Origin of the sequence: Methylocaldum sp. (genome assembly GCF_035627495.1) — a bacterium.
In the GTDB taxonomy this organism is placed as follows: domain Bacteria; phylum Pseudomonadota; class Gammaproteobacteria; order Methylococcales; family Methylococcaceae; genus Methylocaldum.
In genome coordinates, this window is the sequence record NZ_DASPLO010000215.1 from 1 (window position 1) to 9,112 (window position 9,112).

Consider the following 9,112-nt stretch of genomic DNA (forward strand, 5'->3'; position numbering starts at 1 on the left):
AAGGCTCGCCTTCTGCTCAAGCGTCAGCACCGGGCTCTTGTCCATCAGCGCGAATGCCTCCTCAATGTAGTACCGGTTCAGCTGGTAATGGCCGGGCTGGTCCTTTCCTTCCTTCACCATCTCAGACATCAGCCGGAACAACAGCTCAGGCCCGATCGCCTCAAGCCTAACGTGGACGCAGGCAAATGCGGCACGGGGGCGCTGCGCCGCAAGCAGGCGCTCGACCGCCTCGTTGTTTTCATCGTCCGCATCGTGAATCCAGTTCGGATAGACGTCATTCCAGTATGTCTGACCGTGCTGTTCATCGAGCTCGTCGACTATCTGCCAAGTGCTGCGCCGGAACGGTGCGAGCAACAGCAGCCTGACGAAATCGGCCTCCGAGAGCTCCTTTTTTGCCTTCTTCAGCAGGCTCACACGTTTTTTTTCATCGCGTACTGCGCTTAGTGATCCGATAATAAGGTTTTTCTTGGTCCAACACTGGTTTTCCGATGCGGGCGGCAGCGCGGCTAACAGGAAGCCGGGAATGTCTTTCTCCGGCAGCAGCATCTCCGCCATAAGCCATCCAATTGACGATGCAGCGTTGCCCATCTCGGCTAACTCGAAGATACCGGGGAGCCCACGGGCCTCAAAGACTTCGCGCAGGGCTTCGGTCCGGAGCTTCGTGATGCGCTCCTCACGCTTGGAGAAGTCCATGTCATCGTCATAAAGTTCGTCCGCCGACTCTTCGACCCAATTCTCGCGGAACAACCACTCGTGCTTGTACAGGAGATCGGATGGCTCTAGCGCGTAATACGAGGCTTTCGCAGCAGCTGACAGCTTCGTGGAGTCGGTTTCCTTGGAACGCTTCACGCCCCAACGCGACATGACCGTCAATCGGATCTTTTCGCGCACACATGCCTTGTCGGCGTCGGAAGCGCCCGCATCCGCCCAAGTCTTTACCAGATTCCACACTCTGGCCTGATGTTCTTCGGACAGCCCATGGAGGTGCTCAATCAGATCGCAAAGCATTTCGCGCGTATAGTCGCCCTTCCAGTTGAGAGCCATATCGATCATCTCTCGCACGAAGGCGACGATTGGGTCCCACGTCTTGAAAGGCTCGCCAAAGCCGTGGCCATCGTTACGCCACTTTGGCTTGTGGCTGTAATCTCCTATTTTGGAGTCCGTGTTCATCTGCTCGATGCAGATCTTCCACGCCACTTTCGGGAACTTGTCCGCAAGGAGGTCCATAACCCGCAGACGTGTGTTGTGATCGGCGGCGGTCTGCGGCATCCACGCGCGGAAGATCGACTCCAAAGAGTGAATAGGCTTGTTGACCCAGTTGTCGTTGATTTCGATTTCGGCGAGCTGCGCTAAGATGAGGGCAGTCCGAGGCAGCGTGTCCGGACTCCAAGCAAGTCCTTCGAACGCCCAGAGTAATCCGGTTCGAGGACACCCACCACCGAAGAGGCCGGGGTTGGCCGGCCTCATGAGGCCATAGCACTCTGGATGGTCAGTTCTCAAGTCCTCTTCCAAAATTGAAAGGAACTCGTCAGGCGCGGCTTCGGCATACGCGGCAAGATTGCGCTCGTTCGCTTCAAGAATGCGCGTCTTCAGCGGCGTCAGCAACTCCCTGACGAGCCGCGTGACGGCGACTTCGCAGTCGAAGCCAAGGCGGGACCGGAACAGGTAGTTTCCGTGAACGGCCAACAGAACCAACGTCTCCGAAATGCCTTCGCGCAGAACGGCAGAGAATTCCCGCGACTTGCCGTAAATTTGCGCAGCCCAGCGTTTATCTTCGGGCAGGTCAAGCTTGGGATCGTCTTCGCCTAGAACTATCTTGGCCATATCGAAGTAGCGCTGGAGGTCCTGAGTCGTGATCGACCCGGCAATGGCAAACAAGAGATCTATCTTAGAGATCACGCCTCTGTAGGTGCCAACCGACCACAGCGGAGCGTCGTTCAGGCCCACAAGACGCTGACACTCTTTCTCTAGCTTTTCGTAAGAGTCCTCATTGGCGAGCAGCATCAGCGCAGTTTGGTCCGCTGTGTTCGCCGAACTCCACGCGCCGATGAACAGGAAAGGGATCAGGCGGGCAGCGATTTCATGATTGGCGACCCACTCTGGCGTGCGAATAGCCGGAACGTTTGCCAGCCGACGCCGTAGAACAGTGGGTGACCGGCCCGACTCATTGTCGTATTTCGTAATGTCATCACGTCCATATCCCATCTCTTCGAGAGCCGAGCGGAACGCTTCATAGTTCAACGGTTCTAGAACTACATGTGAGATTGCGTTCGCTGCATTGCGCGGATAGACGACTATGGTGTGCATCGTACGCGCCAGTGGGCCGAGCTCGCGTTCGACTTCCCGGCTAGTGGCGACAGCTATGAAGCCCTTAGTGCCTTGAGCCAACTTCGGCAGCACTCCTGGTTCGTCAAACACCAGAACCCGATCGCGGTATCTTTCGAGTTCGTCACCGCCGGCCGGTCCAAAAAGTTGCGCCAGGAACGCCAGCGCTTCTTCGGTGGAGTCCGCCGCAATGACAGTTGATTCGTCGGGCTGCTTCGAAAGTCGAGAGAGCATCGTTCGTAGAGCGCCGTCAACGGCGGGTGTAAACAGTGATCCGGCAAGTGGCGGACTAGCTACATTTGCCCAGTCGGCCCAGCATTTGTCGAGGGAGCGTACGCTATTGGAGGGGCGGCGTGTCTCGTTGGCGAACCACGCCTGCGCCGCAAGGGATTGTTCGAGCCATTGCTCCAAATCGCTGGAGTCGTAGGCGCGGACATCTTTCCATTGGCCCTTGGCCTTATTTTTCTTTATCCAGTCCGCCTTGCCCGGCCAGTGCCGGGGCGTGACGAACACGAAGATCGTCTGATCTCGCTCTGCCTTAGTGATGGCTTTCACGCTCTTGGTAAAGTCGTCATCGGCCTTCTTTTTAATGTCTTGATTGGTACCGAACTCCCAGCCAGAAAGACCTTCCGGGATCCATGGCGTCGGCTGCTTGGAGTCGACGTAGCCGTCCCAACCAGGCCGCTCCGCATCGTCGTTACCGGGAAAGTCGATCTTTGTGATGCCACTCCCAGTGGAGTTCACGAGCATACGGAGCAAAACTGATAGTCGAGTTCGGGCTGAGATATTTCGATCAACCCACGCTTCGATGTCGGCCGCCTTGATGCCGAGAAACGGCACTACATAAGGCATGGCATTCGCTGGAGTGCCTTTTGCCTTGGTTTGGGCGGCATCATATGCCGACTGCATGTCGAGCAAGTGCTGTGCTGGGATTCCAAAGGTAACTTCGATCCGCAATGCCATTTCAGGCGTTGCGGCGACATGTCCGTTCAAAAAATTGGACAGTGCTGGCCTTCCGACACCGACGAGTTTCGCAGCAGCCGACACTGACAGCTTCTTTTCGGCCAAGACAGAGTCACGGACGTATTGGCCGGGATGGACGGGCTCGATGGTGCTAGCCTCTGTAAGGATTGTTTTAGGAGCGTCGGACATAGAAACCTCACTGTGTGACCATGTGGCGCAGTGTCTCCTGTTGCGCAACAGGATACAACATTGGATGTTTCATTGTCCTACTTGACTTGATTGGGGGATTTGAGCGAGCCCGTGTCACATCGATAGGTGGGGCGAGCTTGGTGCCCGCTTGATAAGAGGCCACACCGGCTGCACTCAGTCTGTGGTTAGGTGGTAAAGGTGAAGACCACGCTCGGGGGTAAAAAGGTGAGTGCTTTACGGCGCAAGTAAGATTGATCAACGTCGAAAGCGGACGGTCAGAACAATCTGTCCCGGAGTTATGCCGACAGTCGGCTTTGGCCGAACAGCGGAAATTCACTCTGCCGGCCTTGACTGTCCGTTGAAGGCACGAAGCAGCCCTTCAGCGCTCCAAAAACGTTGTCACCGGTCGCCGCGACCATTGCCTTGCCCGACTTCGGCCTGCGAGCGATTCAGGTATTTGCCGGCAGCCTGGCGTTCGCGCCGCCGCCCAAGGCTTTATACACCGCAATCAGATTCGTGGAGGCCCCCGCTTCGGACCGGGCGAGCTCGATTTCGGCGGTATAGAGGGCGCGCTGGGCGTCCAGGACGTCCAAAAACGAGATGACCCCGACGTTATACCGCAACTGGGACAGCCGCACCGATTCGCGGAGGTCCGCCACCGAGCGGGCCAGCGTCTGCCGCCGCACTTCCTCCTTGAGGTAGCGGGTCAACGCGGTTTCGGTTTCCCGAAGGGCTTCGAGCACCGCCTTCTCGAAGGCGAGATAGGCTTCCTGTTGCCGGGCTTCGGCCAAATCGATGCCCGCACGGACGCGGCCGAAGTTGAGCAGCGGCTGCAGGAGGTTGGCGGCGGTGCCGTAGGAGAAGGCGGCCGATTTGAACAAGGCGTCGAGGTCGGTGTTGCGGAGGCCCAAAAAGGCGGACAGCGAGACCTTCGGGAACAGCTCGGCGATCGCGGCCCCCTGCATCGCTGTGGCGGCGGCGAGTTGACGTTCGGCGCTGCGAAGGTCGGGACGATGGCGGATCGTCGCCGCAGGGGAGGCTAGGATCGCCCGGCCCGGTATCATGGGGACGGCACCCCCTTCGGTCAGATCGGCCCCAAGTGCACCGGGGCGCTGCCCCACCAGGAGTTCCAGTTGCCGCAGCACGGCGGTCAGCTCGCCTTCGAGGGTGGGGATCTGGGCTGCCGTGGTCTCGGCCTGGGCCCGTGCCCGCACCACGTCATGGCGGGTGCCGACGCCTTCGTCGAAGAGCCTCTCCGTCAGTTTCAGGGTGTGCCGTTGCGCCTCCAGGTTGGCGCGGGTGATCCCCAACTGGTTCTGAAGGCTGCGGTATTCGATATAGCTTCGCGCCAGGTCGGCCGTCAGCGTCACCAGGGCCTGGGCGTATTGCTCCCCCGCCGCCTCCAGGTCGGCCGACGCCGCTTCCAGCCGGCGCCGCTGACGGCCGAACAGGTCGATCTCCCACAAGGCATCGAAACCCAGCTCGAACAGGTTGTAGCGGATGCCGGGTGCCAATCCGGGGAAAGGATTGTCGTTGCGCTGGGCGCTCGCCGCGACATCGACGCTCGGGAACAATTCCGCGCGGGTGCCGCGGCGCACGGCCCGGGCCTGATCGATCCGGGCCAGCGCCATCTTGAGATCCAGGTTGCCCGCCAGGGCTTGGTCCATCAAGCGGTCCAGCCGGGCATCGCCGAAGCTTTTCCACCAGGTTTTCAGGGTCTCCGGATCAATGGGTTTCAGATCGGCGGTCGCGTCCTTTCCGGCCTGCCAGCGATTGGGAACAGCGGACACGGGTTTTCGGTAATCGGGTCCCATGGTGCATCCGGCCAAGCCGATCAGCAGGCCTAACCAGCCCCACTTAGGCGTCATAGCCATGGCCTTTGAGAAACAGCGAAACGGCGGAGTCGATGAGGCGTTCTTTTTCCGCCTCGCTCAAGCCCGGCTGCAAACCCAAGAGGCAGCGCAAATGCTCATCGCCTTGCAGCATGCCTAATAGCAATCGGCTCGATGTGTTCACATCGGGGATTCGCAAAGCGCTGCGCCTATCCAGTTCGTTCAGATAGGCCGAGAGTCGTTTCAGCACGGGTTCCGGGCCGGAGCGGTAGACCAGTTCGCCCAGTTCCGGAAAGCTCTGCTGTTCGGCGATGATCAGGCGATAAAGATCCAGGGCCTCTCTCGCATAGATGAGATCGACGAAAGCGCCGGCGATGGCTTTCAGGCCGGCTGCCGGATCCCTTAGCTCGGTTTGGGCACGCGAGAGGGTGCGCAGGAATGCCTCGCACTGACCGGCGATCACGGCGGCGAACAGCTCCTGCTTGCCGTGGAAATGATTGTAAAGGGTGGGTTTCGACACCGGCGCGGCTTCGGCGATGGCTTCCATGCTGGCGCCGCTGTAACCGTGCGCGAGAAAAGCGTGCTTGGCCGCATCGAGAATGGCCTGTCGTTTGGGGTTGGAGGCTTTATTCATGACATCGCTCGAATAAATCACATTGCCTTGAAATGGGATCAGTGATTAGACTAAACCACACCGTTTAGTACGACAACAATAGATCATGCGAATCCCCGTTTCCAAAAGAACCGTGCTTGTCCTTCTCGTGTTGACGATCGGGACAGCGATCGGCGCCGTGTATTGGCTCAAGGCGATCCACCCCTTCGAGGCCACCGACAACACCTACCTGAAGGCGCACATGAGCTTGATCGGCCCCAAGGAGACCGGTTACGTCAAGGAGGTGCTGTTCGAAGACAACCAGAAGGTGATGCCGGGCGATCTCCTGGTCGTCATCGACGACCATGATTTCCAGGCCAAGGTCGCCCAGGCGGAAGCGCAAGTGATGGTGGAAACGGCGCACGTTCAGACCTTGGAGACCGACAAGCGGACGCAGGGCGCGAAGATCCGTCAGCAAGAGGCCGATATCGCCGCCTCGGAGGCCGACTTGGAACGGGCCGCGAAGGACGTGAAGCGATTCGGGCACCTGGCGGCGGATGGGGCGATTTCGGCTCAAACCCGCGACATTGCCGAGGCTGCCTACAAGCAAGCCGTAGCCCAGCGGGAGAAATACCGTTCGGCAAAGCTGGAAGCCGAAAGCCAATTGACTGCCCTGGATGCCCAAATCGGCGAGACCCGGGCCCGGCTGCAGGCAGCCCAGGCCGCGCTGGAACTGGCCCGCATCGACTTGGCGAATACCCATATCGTGGCGCCCATCGCCGGCATTATCGGCAATCGCAGCGTGCAGGTCGGGCAACTGGTGAAACCCGGCAGCGTGCTCGCTTACTTGATTCCGACCGACGGACTCTTCGTGGAAGCGAATTTCAAGGAAACCCAGATCGAACGGATGCAGCCGGGACAGCCGGTGGATATTCGGGTCGACGCTTACCCCGAGAGCCGATTCGAAGGGAGGGTGGATAGCTTCGCGCCGGCTTCCGGCGCCGAATTCAGCCTGCTGCCGCCGGAAAACGCCACCGGCAACTTCACCAAGATCGTGCGGCGCGTGCCGGTGAAGATCCTGTTCCGGCCCGGCACCGACGTGAGCCGCCTGAGACCGGGTCTTTCCACGGTAGTCAAGGTTAAGGTGCGGTAGCGCGGCATGGCGGCGGTAGCAAAGCCTTCATCTCCCGAGCCACTTGCCGGGAGCGATGCGGCGCGCGAGGACGTGGTCCAGGGCCAGGCAGTCAGTCCCCGGCAATGGATCGGGTTCATCGCCATGGTGTTCGGCATTTTCATGGCGATCCTGGACATTCAGATCGTCGCCAGTTCCCTGGAGCAGATTCAGGCCGGGTTATCCGCGACCCGGGACGAGATCACCTGGGTGCAGACCGCCTATCTGGTGGCGGAGGTGGTGATCATCCCCCTGTCCGGCTGGCTGGGGCGAGCGTTGTCGACCCGTTACCTGTTCGTCCTGTCCTGCGGCGGCTTCACCTTGATGAGCCTGTTCTGCGCGCTGGCCTGGAATCTGCCGTCCATGGTGGCGTTCCGCGCCTTTCAGGGCTTTTTCGGCGGCGCCATGATCCCCTCGGTATTCGCCGTGATCTACACCCTCTTTCCGCCGCGTCTTCAGCCGGCGATGACGATTGTCGTCGGCTTGGTGGTGACCGTCGCCCCCACGGCGGGGCCGGTGCTGGGCGGCTATCTTACGGAATCGGTCTCCTGGAAGGCGCTGTTTCTGATCAATCTGGTGCCGGGATTCCTGGTATGCCTGGCCACTTGGCTGTTCGTGCGGGTGGACGAGCCGGATTGGGAATTGCTGGACAAGATCGATTTCCGCGGCATCCTGTACATCGTCGCCTTCCTCGGCAGCCTGCAGTTCGTGTTGGAGGAAGGCGTTAGGGAGGAATGGTTCGAAAGCCGGGAGATCGTATTCTTCAGTCTCGTCGCCGCCGCCACCGGCATCGCGATGTTCTATCGCGAGCTAACCATCGATCACCCGATCGTCGACCTCCGGGCATTCCGCAACCGCAATTTCGCCGTGGGCTGTTTGTTCAGCTTCGTCCTCGGTATCGGGCTTTACACCCTCATTTATCTGATGCCGGTCTACCTGGCCAGCGTCAAGGGCCTGAACAGCCTGCAAATTGGCCAGTACGTCATGGTTACGGGGCTCTTCCAGCTCTTGTCGGCTTTCGTCGCCGGTCCTCTCGCCAAGATTCTGGACTCGCGCTTGATGCTGGCCTTGGGATTGTTTTTGTTTGGCTTGGGGAGCTGGATGAACGGCAGTCTCACCCATGACGCCGGCTACTGGGAGTTCTTCTGGCCGCAAGCGCTGAGAGGATTCGCCCTGATGTTCTGCTTCTTGCCGATCAATTCGCTGGCGCTGGGTACCCTGCCGCCCGAGGAGGTGAAGAACGCCAGCGGGCTTTACAACCTTATGCGCAACCTGGGCGGGGCCATTGGCCTCGCGGTCGCCAACACGCTGATGATTCAACTGAACAAGGAACATTACGCCGTGTTGCGCGAAGCGGTGACGCCCGGTTCGGCAAAGGCGCAAGCTTTACTGGCCGGTTTGCACGAACGCTTGAGCGGTGCGTCTTTGCCGGACAGCGAACTGGCCGCGCTCAAGCAGCTTTACGGTCTGGTGATGCGCGAAGCCGAGGTGATGACCCTCAATGCCCTGTTTCATACTCTGGGCCTGGTTTTCTTCCTGGCGCTCTTGCTGATGCCGTGGGTTAGACAAGTATCGGCGGATTCCGGCGATGCAGGCGGCGGGCATTGACCGGATAACGCCCATGTCCGTCGAATCACAGAGATTCCAAGCCGCTGAGCGGTGCGCGCGGGGCATGCAAACCAATCATGCAAACCAATTAAGCCACGAAAAATCCACCGCCCCAGAATGGGTCGAGAGCGCTCTTTGACGAAAGGTCGCTTCTGCCAAGAGCAGTCATTCAGCATGCCTATGGTCTACACGCGTAAAATCTACCAATAGAGGCGTAGATCTAGAGCATTTTCTAAACCTCTGTAGCGGCATCAGGCTTGATTCATTCGGTTTGTCGCGTCTTTGTCTTTCATGAGTAATGGTCAAATTTTGTGTACGGGGCGGACTCAGGCGGCGATTTTCTCGGCGTCTTCCCGAACTCCGTCCTTGAACACGACTCCCTCGATAACCTGAGCCAAGCGGGGAATGCCATTGAGTTTTCGCCAGTGCCGC

The 9,112-nt window shown here is 59.4% G+C and carries 5 protein-coding genes; 2 read left to right on the forward strand and 3 right to left on the reverse strand.

Features of this window, described 5'->3' with window-relative positions; all coding sequences use genetic code 11:
* The 3 genes from VEB01_RS21400 to VEB01_RS21410 all read right to left on the reverse strand — a co-directional run.
* Positions 1 to 3,477 (reverse strand): HigA family addiction module antitoxin (locus tag VEB01_RS21400; RefSeq protein ID WP_324879069.1); only part of this gene is annotated, 3,477 nt, incomplete at its 3' end.
* Positions 3,478 to 3,926: 449 nt separating this feature from the next.
* Positions 3,927 to 5,351: an efflux transporter outer membrane subunit gene (locus VEB01_RS21405; RefSeq protein WP_324879070.1), complete on the reverse strand. Its 1,425-nt coding sequence runs from the start codon at positions 5,349 to 5,351 to the stop codon at positions 3,927 to 3,929.
* The gene (locus tag VEB01_RS21410; RefSeq protein WP_324879072.1) at positions 5,335 to 5,943 is read right to left on the reverse strand and encodes a TetR/AcrR family transcriptional regulator; all 609 of its coding nucleotides are present in this window, start codon (positions 5,941 to 5,943) and stop codon (positions 5,335 to 5,337) included. Before VEB01_RS21410 ends, VEB01_RS21405 begins: the two co-directional genes overlap by 17 nt.
* Positions 5,944 to 6,028: 85 nt before the next feature.
* Between VEB01_RS21410 and VEB01_RS21415 the strand changes: the two genes are divergently transcribed.
* On the forward strand, positions 6,029 to 7,054 hold the full coding sequence (locus VEB01_RS21415; protein WP_324879073.1) for an HlyD family secretion protein: 1,026 nt from the start codon (positions 6,029 to 6,031) through the stop codon (positions 7,052 to 7,054).
* Positions 7,055 to 7,177: 123 nt separating this feature from the next.
* A complete protein-coding gene (locus VEB01_RS21420) occupies positions 7,178 to 8,680 on the forward strand; it encodes a DHA2 family efflux MFS transporter permease subunit (protein WP_414675536.1) in 1,503 nt (500 codons plus the stop codon).
* Positions 8,681 to 9,112 lie beyond the last annotated feature (432 nt).

What these genes read in the sequence shown, in the direction of transcription:
- VEB01_RS21420 (WP_414675536.1), top strand. Translation starts at nt 7,178, where the DNA reads ATGGTGTTCGGCATTTTCATGGCGATCCTGGACATTCAGATCGTCGCC.
- VEB01_RS21405 (WP_324879070.1), bottom strand. Translation starts at nt 5,351, where the DNA reads ATGGCTATGACGCCTAAGTGGGGCTGGTTAGGCCTGCTGATCGGCTTG.
- VEB01_RS21415 (WP_324879073.1), top strand. Translation starts at nt 6,029, where the DNA reads ATGCGAATCCCCGTTTCCAAAAGAACCGTGCTTGTCCTTCTCGTGTTG.
- VEB01_RS21410 (WP_324879072.1), bottom strand. Translation starts at nt 5,943, where the DNA reads ATGAATAAAGCCTCCAACCCCAAACGACAGGCCATTCTCGATGCGGCC.